We start from the raw sequence: 19,822 nt of genomic DNA, 5'->3' as shown, positions 1-19,822 counted from the left end.
TCCGTTTCACACCTTCTTCACATCCGATACCGCCGTGCGTCTGAGCTCGATCAAACTCGCTGGCTTCAAATCCTTTGTCGATCCCACGCATTTCCAGGTTCCGGGCCAGCTTGTCGGCGTGGTGGGCCCGAACGGGTGCGGCAAGTCCAACATCATCGACGCCGTGCGCTGGGTGCTCGGCGAGTCGCGCGCTTCCGAGCTGCGCGGCGAGTCGATGCAGGACGTGATCTTCAACGGCTCGACCGCCCGCAAGCCCGGCAGCCGGGCCAGTGTCGAACTGATCTTCGACAACTCCGACGGCCGCGCGGCCGGCCAGTGGGGCCAGTACGGCGAGATCGCCGTGAAGCGCGTGCTCACGCGCGACGGCACGTCCAGTTACTACATCAACAACCTGCCGGCGCGCCGCCGCGACATCCAGGACATCTTCCTCGGCACCGGCCTCGGGCCGCGTGCGTACGCGATCATCGGGCAGGGCATGATCGCGCGGATCATCGAGGCGAAGCCGGAAGAGCTGCGCGTGTTCCTCGAGGAAGCCGCGGGCGTGTCGAAGTACAAGGAGCGCCGCCGCGAAACCGAGAACCGCCTGCACGACACGCGCGAGAACCTGACGCGCGTCGAGGACATCGTCCGCGAACTCGGCGCGAACCTCGAGAAGCTCGAGGCACAGGCCGTCGTCGCCACCAAGTACAAGGAACTCGTCGCCGACGGCGAGGAGAAGCAGCGCCTGTTATGGCTGCTGCGCAAGAACGAGGCCGCCGGCGAACAGCAGAAGCAGCAGCGTGCGATCGAGCAGGCGCAGATCGACCTCGAGGCGCAAACGGCGAAGCTGCGCGAGGTCGAGGCGCAGCTCGAGACGCTGCGCGTCGCGCATTACTCGGCAAGCGACGCGATGCAGGGCGCGCAGGGTTCGCTCTACGAGGCGAACGCCGAGGTGAGCCGCCTCGAAGCCGAGATCAAGTTCATCGTCGAATCGCGCAATCGCGTGCAGGCGCAGATCGCCGCGCTCAATGCGCAACGCGAGCAATGGCGCGCGCAGGCCGAGAAGGCGCAGGACGAGCTCGAGGAAGCCGAGGAAGCGCGCGCGATGGCCGACGAGAAGGCCGCGCTCGCCGAAGACAACGCGGCAGCGAAGCACGACGCGCTGCCGGCGCTCGAGGCGAAGTGGCGCGACGCGCAGGCGCAGCTCAACGACGAGCGCGCGCGGATCGCGCAGACCGAACAGTCGCTGAAGCTCGAAGCCGCGCACCAGCGCAACGCCGACCAGCAGCTCCAGCAGCTTCAGCAGCGCCATGAGCGCCTGAAGAGCGAAGCGGGCGGGCTCGACGCGCCGGACGAAGCCCAGCTCGAAGAACTGCGCATGCAGCTCGCCGAGCAGGAGGAGATCCTGGCCGAAGCGCAGGCGCGTCTCGCCGACGCGCAGGAAACGGTGCCGCGCCTCGATGGCGAACGGCGTGCCGCGCAGGAGCGCGTGCAGGCCGAAGCCGCGCAGATCCACCAGCTCGAGGCGCGTCTCGCCGCGCTGAAGCAGTTGCAGGAAAACGTGCAGACCGAAGGCAAGGTGCAGCCGTGGCTCGACAAGCACGAGCTCGGCGCGCTGCCGCGTTTGTGGAAGAAGCTGCATGTCGAGGCGGGCTGGGAAGCCGCGCTCGAAGCCGTGCTGCGCGAGCGCCTCGCCGCGCTCGAGGTGTCGAATCTCGACTGGGTGAAGGCTTTTGCCACCGACGCACCGCCCGCGAAGCTCGCGTTCTACGCACCGCCCGTGGCCGGCGAACCGCCTGCGGCCGTGGCCGGCCTGCGTCCGGTGCTGTCGCTCGTGCGCATCGACGATGCGGGCATCCGCGCGGTGCTGAACGACTGGCTCGGCAGCGTGTACGTCGCCGACGACGTCGCGCAGGCGCTCGCGACGCGCGCGCAGCTGCCGGCAGGCGGCGCGTTCGTCGTCAAGGCCGGCCATATCGTCACGCGCGTCGGCGTGCAGCTGTATGCGGCCGATTCGGAGCAGGCCGGGATGCTGGCCCGTCAGCAGGAAATCGAAAACCTGACGCGCCAGGTGCGCGCACAGGCGCTGCTCGCCGACGAGGCGCGCACGGCAGCCGTGCGTGCGGAAGCCGCGCACACGCAGGCCACGCAGGCGCTCGGCGACGTGCGAGCGCAGGCCGAGCGTGCGACGCAGCGCGTGCACGCGCTGCAGATGGACGTGCTGAAGCTCGCGCAGGCGCACGAACGTTACACGCAGCGCAGCACGCAGATCCGCGAGGAACTCGAGGAAATCGGCGCGCAGATCGAAGAGCAGCGCGCGATGCGCGCGGAGTCGGAAGCGAATTTCGAGCGTTTCGACGGCGAACTCGCGGAACTGCAGGCGCGCTTCGAGGACAACCAGCTCGCGTTCGAAGCGCTCGACGAATCGCTGACGCAGGCGCGTCAGGAAGCGCGCGATCTGGAGCGCGGCGCGAACGATGCGCGCTTCGCCGCGCGCAACGCGGTGACCCGGATCGACGAGCTCAAGCGCAGCATCCAGGTCGCGCACGAGCAGAGCGAGCGCGTTGCCGCGTCGCTGGAAGACGCACGCGCCGAGCTCGAGACGATCAACGAGCAGACCGCGCACACGGGCCTGCAGGACGCGCTCGAGATTCGTGCGGTGAAGGAAGAGGCGCTGCAGGCCGCACGGATCGAACTCGACGACCTGACTGCAAAACTGCGCGCGTCGGACGAGCAGCGGCTCGTCGCCGAGCGCTCGCTGCAGCCGCTGCGCGACCGCATCACCGAATTGCAGTTGAAGGAGCAGGCCGCGCGCCTGTCGGTCGAGCAGTTCGCCGAGCAGCTCGCGACGGCCGAGGTCGACGAGGCCGCGCTGAGCGAGAAGCTGACGCCGGATCTGAAGCCGTCGTACCTGCAGGGCGAGGTCACGCGCCTGAACAACGCAATCAACGCGCTCGGCCCGGTGAACATGGCCGCGCTCGACGAGTTGAAGGCCGCGAGCGAGCGCAAGGTGTTCCTCGACGCGCAGTCGGCCGACCTGATCGACGCGATCACGACGCTCGAGGACGCGATCCACAAGATCGACCAGGAAACCCGCACGCTGCTGCAGGGCACCTTCGACGAGGTCAACCGCCACTTCAGCGACCTGTTCCCGCGCCTGTTCGGCGGCGGCCAGGCGAAGCTGATCATGACGGGCGACGAAATTCTCGACGCCGGCGTGCAGGTGATGGCGCAGCCGCCCGGCAAGAAGAACGCAACGATCCACCTGCTGTCGGGCGGCGAGAAGGCGCTGACCGCGACCGCGCTGGTGTTCGCGATGTTCCAGCTGAACCCGGCGCCGTTCTGTCTGCTCGACGAGGTCGACGCACCGCTCGACGACGCGAACACGGAGCGTTTCGCGAATCTCGTGCGCGCGATGTCCGACAAGACGCAGTTCCTGTTCATCTCGCACAACAAGATCGCGATGGAAATGGCACAGCAGCTGATCGGCGTGACGATGCAGGAGCAGGGCGTGTCGCGGATCGTCGCGGTGGACATGGAAACCGCCGCGGGTTTTGCCCAGAATTGACGTTTGACGAAACCGGACCGCGTTCGCGCGGCGCATGGGCGCCCGTTCGCGGTTCCGACGAACAAGAATTGCTGATGGAGCGTGCATGGACGAGTTGACACTCGGTTTGATCGGCGCGGGCGCCGTCGTGGTGGGCGGCGTCGTGGTCTACAACGCATGGCAGGGCGCGAAGGTGCGGCGCAGGATGCCGCGCCCGATGCCGGAGGAAGCGGTCGAGGCGATGAACCGCCCCGAACGCGAGGAAGAACTGCCGTTCATCGAGCCGGTGCGTCGGCCGGTGCGGCGCGAGCCCACGGCACCGGCCGCGGCGGCCGCCACGCCGGCCGAAGTCGCGCGCGTCGAGCCGACGTTCGGCGGCGCAGCGCCGGCCGACATGCCGGTCGATCTGCAGGCCGAGGCGACCGGCGTCGATACACCGGCCGAATCGGTCGAGCCGGTTGCCGGCGAAGAAGTCGCACCGGCCTCCGCGCACGAAACGCATGCCGAACCGGCCGAGCCGGCTGAACCCGTGCTGCCGGCCGCAACGACGATCTCGTCGGCACCGCCGGCGATCGTCGACCGCCGGATCGACTGCATCGTGCCGATCCGCCTCGGCGGGTCGCTGCCGGGCGACAAGATCCTGCCGGCCGCGCAGCGGCTGCGCCGCGCGGGCAGCAAGCCCGTGCACATCGAAGGAAAGCCGGAAGGCGGCCAGTGGGAGTTGCTGCAGAACGGCGTGCGCTACGAGGAACTGCGCGCGGCCGCGCAGCTCGCGAACCGCAGCGGCGCGCTGAACGAGCTCGAGTTCTCCGAATTCGTGACGGGCGTCCAGCAGTTCGCCGACGCGATCGACGGCGCGCCCGAATTCCCGGACATGATGGAAACGGTCGCGATGGCGCGCGAGCTCGACGCGTTTGCCGCGCAATGCGACGCGCAACTGTCGATCAACGTGATGTCGGACGGCGCGCCGTGGTCGGCGAACTACGTACAGGCGGTTGCATCGCAGGACGGGCTGTTGCTGTCGCGCGACGGCACGCGTTTCGTGAAGCTCGACGCGAAGCAGAACCCCGTGTTCATGCTGCAGTTCGGCGACACGAACTTCCTGCGTGACGACCTCACGTACAAGGGCGGCAACATGATCACGCTGGTGCTCGACGTGCCGGTTGCCGAAGAGGACATCCTGCCGTTCCGGCTGATGTGCGATTACGCGAAATCGCTGTCCGAACGGATCGGCGCGCGCGTGGTCGACGATTCGCGCCGGCCGTTGCCGGAGTCGACGCTGCTGGCGATCGAGCAGCAGCTGATGAAGCTGTACGCGAAGCTCGAGGAAGCCGGCATTCCGGCCGGTTCGCCGGTCACGCGCCGCCTCTTCAGCCAGTAACGCGAACGCGCGGACGGCGGGCGTCGGCGCCGCCGTTCGTCGCTGCGGCGCACACCTTGCCGTTTGCGCTGCAGCACGCGCGTCGGGCGCGCATTGCACGCCCCGCCACGGCGGCAAACTGAGATAATCGGGCATCCGATTTTCTCAGAACGAATCTGCCGCCAGCATGGCCCGAACCCAAGCCGAACCGCCAGCCAGCCAGCCCGACGCGCGCGCCGCGTGGCTGCGCGATCAACTCGAGCGGGCGAACTACGCCTACTACGTGCTCGACCAGCCGGATCTGCCCGACGCCGAATACGACCGGCTGTTCCGCGAACTGCAGCAGCTCGAAACCGACCATCCCGAACTCGTGACGCCCGATTCGCCGACGCAGCGCGTCGGTGGCGAGGCGGCCGGCGGCTTCACCCCGGTCGTCCATGACGCGCCGATGCTGTCGCTCAACAACGGCTTTGCCGACGAGGATATCGTCGCATTCGACAAGCGTGTCGCCGACGCGCTCGACAAGACGACCGATCTCGCCGGCTCGGTAACGGAGCCCGTCGAATACGCATGCGAACTGAAGTTCGACGGTCTCGCGATTTCGCTGCGCTACGAGCAGGGCGTATTCGTGCAGGCGTCGACGCGCGGTGACGGGACGACGGGCGAGGACGTGACCGAGAACGTGCGCACGATCCGCTCGATTCCGCTGAAGCTGAAGGGCACGAAGGTGCCGGCCGTGCTCGATGTGCGTGGCGAGGTGCTGATGTTCAAGCGCGATTTCGCACGCCTGAACGAACGGCAGCGCGCGGCCGAGCAGCGCGAATTCGCGAACCCGCGCAACGCGGCGGCCGGCAGCCTGCGCCAGCTCGACTCGAAGATCACCGCGCAGCGCCCGCTGTCGTTCTTCGCGTACGGGATCGGCGTGCTCGACGGGATGCCGATGCCCGACACACACAGCGCGCTGCTCGACTGGTACGAGTCGCTCGGCCTGCCCGTGAACCGGGAGCGCGCGGTCGTGCACGGCGCCGAAGGCTTGCTCGACTTCTTTCGCAAGGTCGGCGAGAAGCGCGAGTCGCTGCCGTACGACATCGACGGCGTCGTCTACAAGGTCAACCGGCGCGACGAGCAGGAGCGCCTGGGCTTCGTGTCGCGTGCGCCGCGCTTCGCGCTCGCGCACAAGTTTCCCGCGCAGGAAGCGCTGACCAAGCTCGTCGCGATCGACGTGCAGGTCGGCCGTACGGGCGCGATCACGCCGGTCGCGCGCCTCGAGCCCGTGTTCGTCGGCGGCGCGACCGTCACCAACGCGACGCTGCACAACGAGGACGAGGTGCGCCGCAAGGACATCCGGATCGGCGATACCGTGATCGTGCGCCGCGCGGGCGACGTGATCCCCGAGGTGGTCGGCGCGCTGCTCGACCGGCGCCCGGCCGATGCGGCCGAATTCGTGATGCCGACCGAATGCCCGGTGTGCGGCTCGAAGATCGAGCGCCTGCCCGACGAGGCGATCGCGCGCTGCACGGGCGGCCTGTTCTGCCCGGCGCAGCGCAAGCAGGCGCTGTGGCACTTCGCGCAGCGCCGCGCGCTCGACATCGACGGACTCGGCGAGAAGATCATCGACCAGCTCGTCGAGCTGAATCTCGTGCGCACGCCGGCCGACCTGTTCAATCTCGGCTTCGCGACGCTCGCCGAGCTCGACCGTTTCGCCGAGAAGTCGGCGCAAAATCTGCTCGACTCGCTCGAGAAGGCGAAGCATACGACGCTCGCGCGCTTCATCTACGGGCTCGGTATCCGTCACGTGGGCGAATCGACCGCGAAGGATCTCGCGAAGCATTTCGGCTCGCTGACGCCGATCATGGATGCATCGATCGAAGAGCTGCTCGAAGTCAACGACGTCGGGCCGATCGTCGCCGAGTCGCTGCATCAGTTCTTCGCGGAAGAGCACAACCGGACCGTGATCGAGCAATTGCGAGCGCCGGGCAAGGTGACGTGGCCGGAAGGGCCGCCCGCGCCGAAGGCGCCGCAGGGTGTGCTGGCCGGCAAGACGGTCGTGCTGACGGGCACGTTGCCGACGCTCACGCGCGATGCCGCGAAGGAAATGCTCGAAGCGGCCGGCGCGAAAGTGGCCGGTTCGGTATCGAAGAAGACGGATTACGTGGTCGCGGGCGCCGAAGCCGGCAGCAAGCTCGCGAAGGCCGAGGAGCTCGGCATCCCCGTGCTGGACGAAGACGGTCTGCACCAACTCCTGGAGGGCAATACGCCATGATTCGCGAGATCCTGAAGATGGGCGATCCGCGCCTGCTCGAAATCGCCAAGCCGGTCGAGCGGTTCGATACCCCCGAACTGCACGAGATCGTCGCGGACATGTTCGAGACGATGCACCATGCGAACGGTGCCGGCCTGGCCGCGCCGCAGATCGGCGTCGGGCTGCAGATCATCATTTTCGGCTTCGGTAACAACAACCGCTACCCGGATGCGCCGCCGGTACCCGAGACCGTGCTGATCAACCCGAAGGTCGAATACATGCCGCCGGACATGGAAGAGGGCTGGGAAGGTTGCCTGTCGGTACCGGGTATGCGGGGCGTCGTCAGCCGCTATGCGAAGGTGCGCTACAGCGGCTTCGACCAGTTCGGCGAGAAGATCGATCGCGTTGCCGACGGTTTTCACGCACGCGTCGTCCAGCACGAATACGATCACCTGATCGGCAAGCTGTATCCGATGCGGATCACCGACTTCACGCGCTTCGGCTTCACGGAAGTGCTGTTCCCGGGGCTCGATCCGGCATCCGACGACTGATCCGCCGGCTTGCCCGGCGCTTGCCCGGTTTCTCGCAGGAAACGAAAAAGCCCGCTTACGCGGGCTTTTTCATTGCGTGGCGCACGTGTGTGCGCCCGCGGTCAGAACGTCTCGTCGGCCGACAGATAGCGCCATTGACCCTGCGGCAGCGCGCCGAGCATCACGCGACCCATGCGCACGCGCTTCAGGCCGATCACGTCGAGGCCGACCAGTTCGCACATGCGGCGGATCTGGCGCTTCTTGCCTTCGCGCAGCACGAAGCGCAACTGCTCGCCGTTCTGCCAGCTCACCATCGCGGGCTTCAGCGCGACGCCGTCGAGCTCGAGGCCGTGGCGCAGCTTCGCGAGCGATTCCGCGGGGAAGTGCTGGTCGATGTCGATGAGCCGCTCGCCGAAGCGCACGCGCACCAGGTATTCCTTGTCGATATCCGACTGCTCGCCGATCAACTGCTTCGCGATCACGCCGTTCTGCGTCAGCACGAGCAGGCCGGTCGAATCGATGTCCAGGCGGCCGGCCGGTGCGAGCGCGTGCAGGTGCTGCGGCGAGAAGCGCACCGGCGAATGGTCGCCGCTCCAGCGGTTCGCGCGCGTGATCAGCACGGCCGCGGGCTCGTAGCCGTCTTCCGCCTGGCCCGACACGTAACCGACCGGCTTGTGCAGCAGGATCGTCACTTGCGCGGCCTGCGCGGCGCTGGCCCGCTCGTCGATCTCGATCTTCTGGTCGGCGCGTACCTTGGTGCCGAGCGTGTCGATGCGTTCGCCGTCGACGAGGACCCAGCCCTTTTCGATCCATTCGTCGGCTTCGCGGCGCGAGCACATGCCGAGCTCGGACATCCGTTTCGACAGGCGCATCAGGCCCGATTCGTCACCGTAGTCGATGTCGGCGGCCGGCTTCTTGACGGGTTTCGCGGTCTTCATCCCCGCGCCGGACGAGCGGCGTTCGGTGCTGCCACGCTCGCCGTCGCGGGCGGGACGGGCAGGGCGGTCGCCGAAGCTGCGCTTGGCGCCTTCGCCGGCTGCCTTGTCGCGATAGGGTGCGCGAGCGCCGCCTTCGCCGGCACTTGTGCGGCGCGGGCGTGCATCGTCATCGCGACGGGGCGGGCGATCGGACGACGTGCGACGGTCGCCGAAGCTGCGTTTCGCACCTTCGCCGGATGCGTTGTCACGATACGGTGCGCGTGCGCCGCCTTCACCGGCACCTGCGCGACGCGGACGTGCATCGTCATCGCGGCGGGGCGGGCGATCGGACGACGTGCGACGGTCGCCAAAGCTGCGTTTCGCGCCTTCGCCGGCTGCGTTGTCGCGATACGGCGCGCGTGCGCCGCCTTCACCGGCACCTGCACGACGCGGACGTGCATCGTCATCGCGGCGGGGCGGGCGATCGGACGACGTACGACGGTCGCCAAAGCTGCGTTTCGCGCCTTCGCCGGATGCGTTGTCGCGATACGGTGCGCGCGCGCCGCCTTCACCGGCACCTGCGCGGCGCGGGCGTGCATCGTCATCGCGGCGGGGCGGGCGATCCGAGGACGTACGACGGTCGCCAAAGCTGCGTTTCGCACCTTCGCCGGATGCGTTGTCGCGATACGGCGCGCGTGCGCCGCCTTCACCTGCGCCTGAGCGACGCGGACGTGCATCGTCATCACGACGGGGCGGGCGATCGGACGACGTGCGACGGTCGTCGAAGCTGCGCTTTGCGCCTTCGCCGGATGCGCTGTCGCGATACGGCGCGCGTGCGCCGCCTTCACCTGCGCCTGAGCGACGCGGACGTGCATCGTCATCGCGGCGGGGCGGGCGATCGGACGACGTGCGACGGTCGCCAAAGCCGCGCTTCGCGCCTTCGCCGGATGCGTTGTCGCGATAAGGGGCACGCGTGCCGCGTTCGGCACCGCCGTCACGCGGCGCCCGCTTGGACGGTGCGCGATCCGCGCCCGGGCGTTCGGCGCCCGCGGCAGCGCGCGGCTTGAACGTGCGCTCGCCGGCGGTGGCCGGGGCCGCCTTCTTCGGGCGGGCCGGCTTGTCCCCTGCGGGCGGCGCGGCGGGGCGTACCGCCTTGCGGGCGACGAGGCTGCCGGAGCGGACAGGGGCGCGGGTCGGCGACGCCGGCTTCGGGTTCTTGACGGTTAGTTTGGTGCGCATAAACGCTGGAATTCATTCAGACTGCGATCGCACGCAGCAATTCGGTTTCGAGCTGGATCTGCAGGCGGCTGTCGGACAGGCCGGCACCCGCGAGCAGAAAGATGTCCTCGACGCGTTCGCCGAGCGTATTGATCCGCGCCGCGTGGACGCCGATCCGGTGCTCGGCGAGTACGCGCGCGATCGAATAGAGAAGGCCCGGCCGGTCGTTGGCCGACACGGACAGGATGTAGTACTGGCCGCGCTCGTCGGCCCGCAGGTCGACGCGCGGCGTGATCGGAAACGTCCGGGACAGCCTCGACAGGCGGCCCTTGGACGGCTCCGGCAGCGGTGCGGTTTCGGTGAGCCGCGACGCGAGCTGCTGTTCGACGAGATTCGCGATGTCGCGGTACCGCACGTCACTTTCGGTCTGCGTGACGATGAAGTTGTCGAGCGCATAGCCGTGCCGCGTCGTGCTGACGCGTGCGTCGAGCACCGACAGCCCGTTGCGGTCGAAATACGCGCAGATGCCCGCGAACAGGTCGGGGCGATCCTTCACGTACACGAGGACCTGCAGCGCATCGCCGATCGGCGACGGTCGCGCGCGGACGATCGCGGTTTCGGCATTCACGTGCCGGTACAGCACGCGTGTCTGCCATGCGATGTCGGCCGCGTCGTGACGCAGGAAGAAGCCGACGTCGAGCTGATCCCACAACGCGCGATGTGCGTCCTCGGGCACGGTCTCGAGGCGCAGCAGCGCGAGCGCCTGCTCCTGCCGCGACTTCAGCTCCGAATGCGCGTCGGGGTTGGCCCCGCCGAGCACCGCGAGCGTGATGCGGTACAGATCCTCGAGCAGCTTGCCCTTCCACGTGTTCCACACCTTCGGGCTCGTGCCGCGGATATCGGCGACGGTCAGCAGGTACAGCGCGGTGAGGTACCGTTCGTTGCCGACGACTTCGGCGAAGCGCTTGATGACTTCGGGGTCGCTCGTGTCCTGCTTCTGTGCGACCTGGCTCATCGTCAGGTGATGCTGGACGAGCCACACGATCAGCGCCGCGTCGTCGCTGGCGATACCGTGCTCGCGGCAGAAGCGCCGTGCGTCGGCCATCCCGAGCGTCGAATGGTCGCCGCCGCGGCCCTTCGCGATGTCGTGGAACAGCGCCGCGACATACAGTACCCACGGGCGCTCGAAGTTGCCGATCAGCTGGCTGCAGAACGGATATTCGTGCGCGTGCTCGGCCACCGCGAAGCGGCGGATGTTGCGCAACACCATCAGGATGTGCTGGTCGACCGTGTACACGTGGTACAAGTCATGCTGCATCTGGCCGACGATGCGGCGGAAGTTCAGCAGGTAGCGGCCGAGCACGCTCGTCTGGTTCATCAACCGGAACGCGTGCGTGATCCCTTCGGGTTGCTGAAGGATCCGCATGAACATGTCGCGATTCTGCGGATCGCGGCGCCACGTGTTGTTCATGATCTCGCGCGAGTTGTACAGCGCGCGCAGCGTGCGGGCGGACAGCCCCTTCACGCCGCGGGTCGTCTCGTACAACAGGAACGCTTCGAGGATCGCGTCGGGGTGGCGTTCGAACACGCCGTCGTCGACGATCTCGAGCATCCCCTGTTTCTCGACGAAGCGATCGGCCGACAGCACGCGCGTGATGCCGCTCGTCGCGGGGAAGAGCTGCGCCTCGATGTTCTGGATCAGGATCGTCGCGAGCTGCGTGACGGCTTTCGCGGCCCAGTAGTAGCGGCGCATCAGTTGCTCGCTGGCGCGCTTGGTCTGCGTCGGCTGGTAGCCGAAGCTCTCGGCAGCCTGCGTCTGCAGGTCGAACACGAGCATGTCCTGGCGGCGGCCGGCGATCACGTGCAGCCGCGCGCGCAGCGTCTTCAGGAAGCCTTCGTTGCGGCGCAGCTCCCGCGCTTCGCGATCGGTGATGAGGCCACGCGTGTCGAGTTCGCGCCAGCTGCTGCCGAAACCGGCCGCGCGCGCGATCCAGAGGATCGTCTGCAGGTCGCGCAACCCGCCGGGGCTTTCCTTCACGTTCGGTTCGAGGCTGTACGGCGTGTCCTGGAACTTCGCGTGGCGCTGGCGCATCTCGAGCACCTTCGCGGTGAAGAACGCGCGGGCGTCGAGCGCCTCGTGGTAGCGCACCGTGAAGCGTTCGAACAGCGCGGTGCTGCCGACGATGCGGCGCGCTTCCAGCAGCGAGGTCTGCACCGTGACGTCCTGCGACGCCTCCTCGATGCACTGCGCGACCGTGCGCACGCTGCTGCCGATCTCGAGGCCGAGATCCCACGCCATTCCGATGAAGCGTTCGATGCGTGCATCGAGCGCCGGGTCGTGCGCATCGGGCAGCAATACCAGGATGTCGACGTCGGAATAGGGCGCGAGCTCGCCGCGCCCGTAGCCGCCGACGGCGACGAGGGCGAGCGTCGCGGGCAGCCCGCAGTCGTCCCACACGCGCTTCAGCGCTTCGTCGGTGAGCTTCGACAGCGCGTGCATCAGCGACGCGACGTTCGCCGCGCGGCGAAAGCGCTCGAGCATCTCCGTCTTGGCGGCCTTGAATTCGGCGCGCCGCGACAGCGCTTCGGGCGAGGGGGCAGCGTGAGCGCTCATGGGCGGCCGTTCAGGTGCGGGTGGGGCGGGCTGGCGCGACGGCGCTCAGACGGCGGCGGCCGGTTGCGCGAACACGGGGCGCGCCGGCGTGCCGGCCGACACGGTCAGCACTTCGTAGCCGGTTTCGGTGACGAGCACCGTGTGCTCCCACTGGGCCGACAGGCTGCGGTCGCGCGTCTTGACCGTCCACTGGTCGGGCATCGTGCGGATGTCGCGTTTGCCGGCGTTGATCATCGGTTCGATCGTGAAGATCATCCCGGCCTTCAGTTCGATGCCGGTGCCCGGGCGGCCGTAGTGGACGACCTGCGGATCCTCATGGAACACCGTGCCGATGCCGTGGCCGCAGTATTCACGCACGACGCTGTAGCCCTGCGCTTCGGCGTGCTTCTGGATCGCGTAGCCGATGTCGCCGAGGTGCGCGCCGGGCTTGACCTGGTCGATGCCGAGCCACATGCATTCGTAGGTGGTCTGCACGAGGCGCTTCGCGAGGATCGAACCCTCGCCGACGATGAACATGCGGCTCGTGTCGCCGAAGTAGCCGTTCTTGATCACGGTGATGTCGATGTTCAGCGCATCGCCGTTCTTGATCACCTTCTCGCCGGGAATGCCGTGGCAGATCACGTCGTTGACCGAAATGCAGGTGGCCTTCGGGTACGGCGGGTAGCCGGGCGGCTGGTAGTTCAGCGGCGCGGGGATCGTGCCCTGTTCGTTGAGCATGAACTCGTGGCAGAGGCGGTCGAGTTCGGCGGTCGTGATGCCCGCGACAACGTGCGGCGTGATGAAGTCGAGCACTTCGCTCGCGAGACGGCAGGCGACGCGCATCTCGGCGATATCGTGTTCGTTTTTGAGCGTAATAGCCATCGAGGTATGCCTGGAATGCGGTGAATTGACGGATTATCGCACCTTCTGGCAGGCGTCGCAGCCCCTGCCGGCGGTGCGGGTGCGGGTTTTCGCGGATTGTCCGGCCGCATGCCGCGCGGCAAGCGAAAGTGGCGGGCGACTTGAGAGCGGACAAATCGGCGTGCTATACTCTTTGGCTAAGTCGATATCCAAATGCCGATGTGCCCCGTTTTGGGGCGGCATGGCGGTGAAAGGCTTGCGGCACGCGCATTTCGCACGTGTCGAATCGCAAGCCGGCGCAACCAGGGTGTCGGCCGCGCGGCATTCGCGCCCTTCGGGGTGGGATCGCGCGGCGGTACGGCAGCCGGCTTAAGACCCAACCCTCGTGGAGAATTTACATGGCAGTTACGATGCGCCAAATGCTGGAAGCGGGTGTCCACTTCGGTCACCAGACGCGCTTCTGGAACCCGAAGATGGCTCCGTTCATTTTCGGTCACCGCAACAAGATTCACATCATCAACCTCGAAAAGACGCTGCCGATGTTCACGGACGCACAGAAGTACGTGCGCCAGCTGGCAGCGAACCGCGGCACGATCCTGTTCGTCGGCACGAAGCGTCAATCGCGTGACACGATCGCCCAGGAAGCGCAGCGCGCAGGTATGCCGTACGTCAACGCACGCTGGCTCGGCGGCATGATGACCAACTTCAAGACGCTGAAGGTTTCGATCAAGCGCCTGAAGGACATGGAAGCGGCAGTCGAGGCAGGCGAGCTCGAGAAGATGAGCAAGAAGGAAGCGCTGCTGTTCGAACGCGAAATCGCGAAGCTGCAGAAGTCGATCGGCGGCGTGAAGGACATGGGCGGCATTCCGGACGCAATCTTCGTCGTCGACGTCGGCTACCACAAGATTGCCGTGACCGAAGCGAACAAGCTGGGCGTGCCGGTCATCGCCGTGGTCGATACGAACCACTCGCCGGAAGGCGTGGATTACGTGATCCCGGGTAACGACGACTCGAGCAAGGCAGTCGCACTGTACGCTGAAGGCGTGGCCGACGCGATCCTCGAAGGCCGTGCGAACGCGGTCAACGAAGTGGTCCAGGCTGCTCGCGGCGACGACGAGTACGTCGAGGAAAACGCGTAACTGGCCCCGAGCCGGCGCAAAAAGGGGGCTCTCAACAGGCCCCCTTTTTTTAAGCTTGTGCGCCGGACCTGATCGCGCCGAATCGGCGCGGGTCCGGAAACGAATCTCGGCCGTTCGCGTCCAAGCGGGCGGCGTTGTGAATACAGACTCAAGGAGCGAATGATGGCGGCAATTACCGCAAGCATGGTGGCAGAACTGCGCGCAAAGACCGACGCACCGATGATGGAATGCAAGAAGGCGCTGACGGAAGCCGACGGCGATCTGGCCAAGGCTGAAGAGCTGCTGCGCGTCAAGCTCGGCAACAAGGCGAGCAAGGCGGCATCGCGCGTGACGGCAGAAGGCGTCGTCGCATCGTTCGTCGGCGGCAACGCAGGCGCGCTGGTCGAACTGAACTGCGAAACCGACTTCGTCGCGAAGAACGACGACTTCCTCGCATTCTCGAAGACGGTTGCAGAACTCGTCGCGACGCAAAACCCGGCCGACGTGGCTGCGCTGTCGGCGCTGCCGCTCGACGGCTCGACGGTCGATGCAGTGCGCCTGGCGCTGATCGGCAAGATCGGCGAGAACGTCTCGATCCGCCGTTTCGTCCGTTTCGAAACCGCAAACAAGATCGCAACGTACCTGCACGGCGCGCGTATCGGCGTGATCGTCGAGTACACGGGCGCGGAAGAGCAGGTCGGCAAGGACGTCGCGATGCACATCGCGGCAATGAAGCCGGTCGCGCTGTCGTCGGCCGACGTGCCGGCAGAACTGATCGAGACGGAACGCCGCGTGGCCGAGCAGAAGGCTGCGGAATCGGGCAAGCCGGCCGAAATCGTCGCGAAGATGGTCGACGGTAGCGTCCAGAAGTACCTGAAGGAAGTGTCGCTGCTGAACCAGACGTTCGTGAAGAACGACAAGCAGACGATCGAGCAGATGCTGAAGGCAGCGAATGCCGCAGTGCAGAAGTTCGCGCTGTTCGTCGTCGGCGAAGGCATCGAGAAGCGCCAGGACGACTTCGCCGCCGAAGTGGCCGCGCAAGTCGCAGCAGCAAAGCAGCAGTAAGCCGTAAGCAGTCAGGCAGTATCCGCGGCGGGCGTCCGCTCCGCCGCGGTCGGCGCCGCCGCCGGCCGGCCGGGAAACCCGGTCCGACCGTCGGCGCTTGCCCGAATCAGTATTTCGCCCCTACAGTTCGTGGTTGTCATCCTCTCGTCGCTCGGAAGCCCCTATGTCCAATGCCTATAAACGCGTTCTCCTCAAACTCTCCGGCGAAGCACTGATGGGCGACGATGCCTTTGGCATCAATCGCGCGACGATCGAACGGATGGTGGCCGATATCGCCGAAGTCGTGCGTCTCGGTACGCAGCTCGCGGTCGTGATCGGTGGCGGTAATATTTTCCGCGGTGTCGCGGGCGGCGCGGCCGGCATGGATCGCGCGACGGCAGACTACATGGGGATGCTTGCGACGATGATGAACGCGCTGGCGCTGCAGGACGCGATGCGCCACGCCGGCATCGAGGCGCGCGTGCAGTCCGCGCTGCGGATGGACCAGGTCGTCGAGCCGTACATCCGGCCCCGCGCGATCCGCCAGCTCGAGGAAGGCCGCGTCGTGATCTTCGCGGCCGGTACGGGCAACCCGTTCTTCACGACGGACACGGCCGCCGCGCTGCGCGGTTCGGAAGTGGGCGCCGAGGTCGTATTGAAGGCGACCAAGGTCGATGGCGTATATTCTGCCGATCCGAAGAAGGATCCGTCGGCCACGCGTTACACGACGATCACTTTCGACGAGGCGATCAGCCGCAACCTGCAGGTGATGGACGCGACGGCCTTTGCGCTGTGCCGCGACCAGAAGCTGCCGATTCGCGTGTTTTCGATCAACAAGCCGGGCGCGCTCAAGCGCATCGTGCTGGGCGAGGACGAAGGTACGCTCGTCCACGTGTAAACTCCCGCGGATGCGGGTCGTTGGCCGCGGCGCACCGGATGCGCCGGGCAGGGTCCGCGTTCTTTGAAGGTTAGAAGGTTCGGAGGTTGAAATGAGTGTCGCTGATACCAAGAAGGGCGTCGAGCAAAAGATGCAGCGCTCGATCGAAGCGTTCAAGAACGATCTGGCCAAGATCCGTACGGGCCGTGCACACACCGGTCTGCTCGATCACGTGCAGGTCGACTACTACGGGTCGATGGTGCCGATCTCGCAGGTCGCTAACCTGACGCTCGTCGATGCGCGCACGATCGGCGTGCAGCCGTGGGAAAAGAACATGGTCGCGAAGGTCGAGAAGGCCATCCGCGAAGCCGACTTGGGCTTGAACCCGGCCACTGCCGGCGACCTGATCCGCGTGCCGATGCCCGCGCTGACGGAAGAGCGCCGCCGCGAGCTGACCAAGGTCGTCAAGAGCGAAGGCGAAACGGCCAAGGTCGCGATCCGCAACCTGCGCCGCGACGCGAACGAAGCGCTCAAGAAGCTCGTGAAGGACAAGGAAATCTCGGAAGACGACGAGCGCCGTGCGAGCGACGACGTGCAGAAGCTGACCGACAAGCACGTCGCCGAAATCGACAAGCTCGTGCAGACCAAGGAAGCCGAGATCATGACGGTCTGACGACCGTCCTCGCGCGCCGCCTTCTTCCCGCAACTGTCTCAACGGCCATGACCTATACCAGCTCTACCGTTCGCGTGCCTGACGTCGGCGTCGTGCCGCGTCACATCGCGATCATCATGGACGGCAACGGCCGTTGGGCCACCGAACGCCGCTTGCCGCGCGTCGCGGGGCACACCCGCGGCGTCGATGCCGTGCGGGCGGTGGTCGAAGGCTGCGCGCGCGCCGGCGTCGAATACCTGACGCTGTTCGCGTTCAGTTCGGAGAACTGGCGCCGTCCGAACGACGAAGTGTCGTTCCTGATGCGTCTCTTCATCACCGCGCTCGAGCGCGAGGTCGGCAAGCTTCACGCGAACGGGATCCGCCTGCGTGTCGTCGGCGATCTCGAGCGCTTCGAGCCGCGCATCCGCGAACTGATTCGCCGCGCCGAGACCAAGACGGCGCGCAATACCCGTCTTACGCTCACCATCGCGGCCAACTACGGCGGCCGGTGGGACATCCTGCAGGCGACGAAGAAGCTCGTCGAGCAGGCCGTGCGCGAAGGTCGCGAGGTCGAGGTGACCGAGGACGCGTTCGCGCCGCACCTGGCGATGGCCTATGCGCCGGAGCCCGATCTCTTCATCCGTACCGGTGGCGAGCAGCGCGTCAGCAACTTCCTGCTGTGGCAGCTCGCGTACGCCGAATTCTATTTCACCGACAAATACTGGCCGGATTTCGACGGCGCGGCACTGGCCGACGCAATGGCGTCGTATACGGAGCGCGAGCGCCGTTTCGGCCGCACGAGCGCACAGCTCGAACCACAATCGCAGAACGCCGACTCCCTTTCATGCTGAAAACCCGTGTGATCACGGCGATCGTGATGCTGGCGGTACTGCTGCCGGTGACGCTGTTCGCGCCGCTCACCGCGTTCGGCGCGCTGATCGGCGTCGTGCTCGTGTTTGCCGCGTGGGAGTGGGCGCGCCTGCTCAAGCTCGGCGGCGTCGGCCCGGTCGTCTATGCAGCCGTCGCGGCGCTGGCGCTCGCGGCAACGGTGCCGCTCGGCGTCGATGCGGCTTCGTCCCGTCCCCTTTTCATGGCAGCCGGCGTGTTCTGGCTGCTGGTCGGCCCGTTCGCGCTGCGGCGCAAGCCGGAGCTCGCGGGCGGCGTATGGCGGCCGTTCCTGCTTGCGGCCGGCCTCGTGGTCTTTGCGGCCTGCTGGCATGCGCTTGTCGCGGCCCGCGCGCAGGGCGTGCCGTTCGTGTTGTCGCTGCTTCTGGTCGTCTGGCTCGCCGATATCGGCGCATACTTCGCGGGCAAGGCGTTCGGAAAGCGTAAACTGGCCATCACGATCAGCCCCGGCAAGAGCTGGGAAGGCGCGATCGGTGGCTGGCTCGCCGTCATGGTCGTCGCCGGTGTCGCGATGGCCGCGCATGCGTTCGAGCCGACCCTGTTTTCCGCGTTCGCCGTGCGTTACGGGATGCCCGGCGCGTGGGCCGCACTGACGCTGCTGGTCGCGTACAGCGTGATCGGCGACCTGTTCGAGTCGTTGCTGAAGCGGCAGGCGGGCGTGAAGGATTCGAGCGGACTGCTGCCTGGCCATGGCGGCGTACTCGATCGTGTCGACGCGTTGCTGCCGGTGCTGCCGCTCGCGATGCTGCTGCTTGGTTAAACCATTAATTCTGTTATGCAAAAACGTCTGACATTGCTCGGTTCCACGGGCTCGATCGGAGACAGCACGCTCGACGTGGTCGCGCGCCATCCCGAGCGTTTCTCGGTCTATGCGCTGACCGCACATCGCAACGGCGACAAGCTGGTCGAGCAGTGCCTGCGCTTCGCACCCGAAGTGGCCGTGGTCGGCGATGCCGCGACGGCCGCGCAGGTCGACGCGAAACTGCGCGCGGCGGGCAGCAAGACGACCGTGCTGTACGGGCCGCAGGCGCTCGTCGACGTGTCGAAGAGCGATGGCTGCGATACGGTGGTCGCGGCGATCGTCGGTGCGGCCGGCATGGCGCCGAGCCTTGCGGCCGCGCGCGCCGGCAAGCGCATCCTGCTCGCGAACAAGGAAGCGCTGGTGATGTCGGGCGCGATCTTCATGGACGCCGTGCGCGACCATGGCGCGATCCTGCTGCCGGTCGATAGCGAGCACAACGCGATCTTCCAGTGCATGCCGCGCGACGCGGCCGAGCACGGCGGGATCGCGAAGATCATCCTGACCGCGTCGGGCGGCCCGTTCCGCACGCGCGAACCGGCTACGCTCGTCGACGTGACGCCGGACGAGGCGTGCAAGCATCCGAACTGGGTGATGGGCCGCAAGATCTCGGTCGATTCCGCGACGATGATGAACAAGGGCCTCGAGGTGATCGAGGCGCACTGGATCTTCGGGCTGCCGGGCGACCGGATCGACGTGCTGATCCACCCGCAGAGCGTGATCCATTCGCTCGTGTCGTATCGCGACGGCTCGGTGCTCGCACAGCTCGGCAACCCCGACATGCGCACGCCGATCGCACACGCGCTCGCATTCCCCGAGCGTGTCGATGCGGGCGTCGAGCAGCTCGATCTCGCGCAGATCGCCCAGTTGTCGTTCGAGAAGCCCGATTACGCGCGCTTCCCGTGCCTCGCGCTCGCGCTGAAGGCGCTTGAGGAAGGCGGTATCGCGAGCGCCGCATTGAACGCGGCGAACGAAGTCGCGGTCGAAGCGTTTCTCGAGCGCCGCATCGGCTTCATGGCGATTGCGGCGACGGTCGACGCCGTGCTCAACACGCTGCCGAACCGTACGCCCGACGGGCTCGAGGACGTCCTGGCGGCGGATGCCGAGGCACGCCGCCTTGCCGCCGACATCATTGCGAAAGCGCCTGCGCCACGCGTGGAGCGCACTGTCTGAATGGAG

14 protein-coding genes are annotated in these 19,822 nt (G+C 67.0%); 11 read left to right on the top strand and 3 right to left on the bottom strand.

What is annotated here, in order from left to right; all coding sequences use genetic code 11:
* Positions 1-34: 34 nt before the first annotated feature.
* From smc to def, 4 genes are all read left to right on the top strand, one after another.
* Complete coding sequence (gene smc, locus ACPTTC_RS11835; protein WP_175953398.1) at positions 35-3,547, top strand: chromosome segregation protein SMC; 3,513 nt, start codon at positions 35-37, stop codon at positions 3,545-3,547.
* 85 nt (positions 3,548-3,632) lie between these two features.
* Complete coding sequence (locus ACPTTC_RS11830) at positions 3,633-4,907, top strand: cell division protein ZipA C-terminal FtsZ-binding domain-containing protein (RefSeq protein WP_423392587.1); 1,275 nt, start codon at positions 3,633-3,635, stop codon at positions 4,905-4,907.
* 166 nt (positions 4,908-5,073) lie between these two features.
* Positions 5,074-7,149 (top strand): NAD-dependent DNA ligase LigA, encoded by a 2,076-nt coding sequence (gene ligA / locus ACPTTC_RS11825; protein WP_423392586.1) that lies wholly within the window; start codon positions 5,074-5,076, stop codon positions 7,147-7,149.
* Entirely contained in the window at positions 7,146-7,679 is a 534-nt protein-coding gene (gene def / locus ACPTTC_RS11820; protein ID WP_226196762.1) for a peptide deformylase, read from the top strand. The genes ligA and def overlap by 4 nt, the downstream gene beginning before the upstream one ends.
* A gap of 101 nt (positions 7,680-7,780) precedes the next feature.
* Here the strand turns inward: def and ACPTTC_RS11815 are convergent, their stop codons facing one another.
* The 3 genes from ACPTTC_RS11815 to map are packed head-to-tail and all read right to left on the bottom strand — an operon-like array spanning position 7,781 to position 13,268.
* Entirely contained in the window at positions 7,781-9,814 is a 2,034-nt protein-coding gene (locus tag ACPTTC_RS11815; protein ID WP_423392585.1) for a pseudouridine synthase, read from the bottom strand.
* A gap of 16 nt (positions 9,815-9,830) precedes the next feature.
* Complete coding sequence (locus ACPTTC_RS11810; RefSeq protein WP_226196766.1) at positions 9,831-12,407, bottom strand: [protein-PII] uridylyltransferase; 2,577 nt, start codon at positions 12,405-12,407, stop codon at positions 9,831-9,833.
* 45 nt (positions 12,408-12,452) lie between these two features.
* On the bottom strand, positions 12,453-13,268 hold the full coding sequence (gene map, locus ACPTTC_RS11805) for a type I methionyl aminopeptidase (protein ID WP_021159103.1): 816 nt from the start codon (positions 13,266-13,268) through the stop codon (positions 12,453-12,455).
* A gap of 377 nt (positions 13,269-13,645) precedes the next feature.
* Here map and rpsB point away from each other — a divergent pair, with 377 nt between their 5' ends.
* The 7 genes from rpsB (at position 13,646) to ACPTTC_RS11770 (ending at position 19,816) form a co-directional block, all read left to right on the top strand.
* On the top strand, positions 13,646-14,386 hold the full coding sequence (gene rpsB, locus ACPTTC_RS11800) for a 30S ribosomal protein S2 (RefSeq protein ID WP_006483818.1): 741 nt from the start codon (positions 13,646-13,648) through the stop codon (positions 14,384-14,386).
* 162 nt (positions 14,387-14,548) lie between these two features.
* The gene (gene tsf, locus ACPTTC_RS11795) at positions 14,549-15,430 is read left to right on the top strand and encodes a translation elongation factor Ts (RefSeq protein ID WP_034188848.1); all 882 of its coding nucleotides are present in this window, start codon (positions 14,549-14,551) and stop codon (positions 15,428-15,430) included.
* 163 nt (positions 15,431-15,593) lie between these two features.
* Positions 15,594-16,307 (top strand): UMP kinase, encoded by a 714-nt coding sequence (gene pyrH, locus ACPTTC_RS11790; RefSeq protein WP_011352459.1) that lies wholly within the window; start codon positions 15,594-15,596, stop codon positions 16,305-16,307.
* Positions 16,308-16,398: 91 nt separating this feature from the next.
* The gene (gene frr / locus ACPTTC_RS11785) at positions 16,399-16,959 is read left to right on the top strand and encodes a ribosome recycling factor (RefSeq protein WP_021159105.1); all 561 of its coding nucleotides are present in this window, start codon (positions 16,399-16,401) and stop codon (positions 16,957-16,959) included.
* A 47-nt stretch (positions 16,960-17,006) separates the two neighbouring features.
* Positions 17,007-17,789, top strand: a complete 783-nt coding sequence (gene uppS, locus ACPTTC_RS11780; protein WP_034207662.1) for a polyprenyl diphosphate synthase — start codon at positions 17,007-17,009, stop codon at positions 17,787-17,789.
* Positions 17,783-18,604 (top strand): phosphatidate cytidylyltransferase, encoded by an 822-nt coding sequence (locus ACPTTC_RS11775; RefSeq protein WP_423392584.1) that lies wholly within the window; start codon positions 17,783-17,785, stop codon positions 18,602-18,604. Before uppS ends, ACPTTC_RS11775 begins: the two co-directional genes overlap by 7 nt.
* 15 nt (positions 18,605-18,619) lie before the next feature.
* Positions 18,620-19,816 (top strand): 1-deoxy-D-xylulose-5-phosphate reductoisomerase, encoded by a 1,197-nt coding sequence (locus ACPTTC_RS11770; RefSeq protein ID WP_226196770.1) that lies wholly within the window; start codon positions 18,620-18,622, stop codon positions 19,814-19,816.
* The last annotated feature ends 6 nt before the right edge of the window (positions 19,817-19,822 follow it).

It is taken from the genome of Burkholderia mycopellens, assembly GCF_964265025.1.
Taxonomy (GTDB): Bacteria; Pseudomonadota; Gammaproteobacteria; order Burkholderiales; family Burkholderiaceae; genus Burkholderia.
The sequence above is the reverse complement of the archived record's forward strand: the minus strand, read 5'-3'. Positions and strand labels throughout refer to the sequence as shown.